The organism is Aeromonas sp. L_1B5_3 (assembly GCF_963866575.1).
Taxonomy (GTDB): Bacteria; Pseudomonadota; Gammaproteobacteria; order Enterobacterales; family Aeromonadaceae; genus Aeromonas; species Aeromonas jandaei.
Genome location: NZ_CAWMDN010000178.1, coordinates 1 through 1,239, shown reverse-complemented (window position 1 = coordinate 1,239; position 1,239 = coordinate 1). Strand labels below are relative to the sequence as shown.

General features: G+C 57.6%; 3 protein-coding genes. All 3 read left to right on the top strand.

The annotated features are described in order from the left end of the window. Nucleotides 1-462: hypothetical protein (locus AACR93_RS23025; protein WP_043852086.1), on the top strand; the 462-nt coding region annotated here is incomplete at its 5' end. 1 nt (nucleotide 463) lies between these two features. Beyond that, complete coding sequence (locus tag AACR93_RS23020) at nucleotides 464-805, top strand: hypothetical protein (RefSeq protein WP_024945028.1); 342 nt, start codon at nucleotides 464-466, stop codon at nucleotides 803-805. Between the two features lie 30 nt (nucleotides 806-835). After that, entirely contained in the window at nucleotides 836-1,132 is a 297-nt protein-coding gene (locus AACR93_RS23015; RefSeq protein ID WP_024945029.1) for a hypothetical protein, read from the top strand. Nucleotides 1,133-1,239 lie beyond the last annotated feature (107 nt).

Below are 1,239 nucleotides of genomic sequence, written 5' to 3'. Positions count from 1 at the left end.
CCGAAGATAATGACCCATCTGGCATTACGGGCCAGGCAGCCGCAACCGCTCGGTAATGGCCGTAGCAGAGCCAAGGCCCTCAAGCTGCTGCGCCGGGTCAAGAAGGCTCACCAAGCGGGGCGTATCCAGTTTGAGCTCACCGTGACGGGTTGCCGCATCGACCGGGGGAGCCATCAGGCTGACCGCTATTACTACGACCGCACGCTATTGGCTCAAGGTTGGCAGCAATACGACACCGAGGAAGACGCCTGGTACTTTGGCATCTGGATTAACACCGAGAAGCTGGAGACCTTTACTTACGCCGAGGGGGATACCAGTCATGTAATTGCGCCGAACGTCGAGGCGTTTCGTGCCGAACTGGCGCGGCTCTACCAATACCACCCGCAAGCCCCGGCGTTTATCAGCATCGACCCGGAAGCGGGCGTTGTGACCCACCACTTTGAACGCAAGCCGGAGGTGTGAAATGGCGAAAAACATCACCATCAAGGTGCCCGGCAAACATCCGCAAACCGGCGAGATCACCACCTTCGAGCTCAAGGGTCAGCGCATCGATATCGGCATCGGCGGACAGGCAGTGCCCTTCCTCATTCACGGGAGGGGAATAGGAACGTCCCTCACCCACATCCCGAGTGGCTACCGCATTGCGCTGCTCGGCGGTTGGCTCACTGCTCGTTACGCCATACCTGAAAATAAACCCAGCAGAACGGCCTGCGCCCAGATGGCCATAGACCGACTGGTAGCCCAGTACGGTTCGCTGCATCTGCTGGACCGTCTTAATTGCAAGCCGGTTATCAATCAGCTGTAACCCACAGCCCAGACAACAAGGAGCGATGTAATGACCAACACCATCCCTGCAACACCTGACTCACTGGCAGGCCATTCGGTAATGCAGATGCTGGATGTCGCCATGAGTTCCATCATCGGCGATTACGATGACGCTGACCTGGTACCAGAATGGCAATGGGTCAAGCGTATGGCCTCCCATGAACATGTCGGCGTGAAGGATGACTCCGCCTATGAGTTCACCCTGAACCTGGCCATGGAGCTCGATGCCATCCCGCCAGCACTGCAACCCTTGCTCACTGCTGCCCAGCAGGCCGGTGTGAACTACATCCTGTTTTACAACGGCTAGCCACCGCGACCATCTCATCGCTCATCAACAAACAACATAAAGGGCCAGCCCTCACAGGCTGGCCCCTTGCATCATTGGAGTCACCGAACATGACCCGTCTTATCACC

Excerpts from the sequence above, each read along its gene's own strand:
- AACR93_RS23015 (WP_024945029.1), top strand. The coding sequence starts at position 836 with ATGACCAACACCATCCCTGCAACACCTGACTCACTGGCAGGCCATTCG.
- AACR93_RS23020 (WP_024945028.1), top strand. The coding sequence starts at position 464 with ATGGCGAAAAACATCACCATCAAGGTGCCCGGCAAACATCCGCAAACC.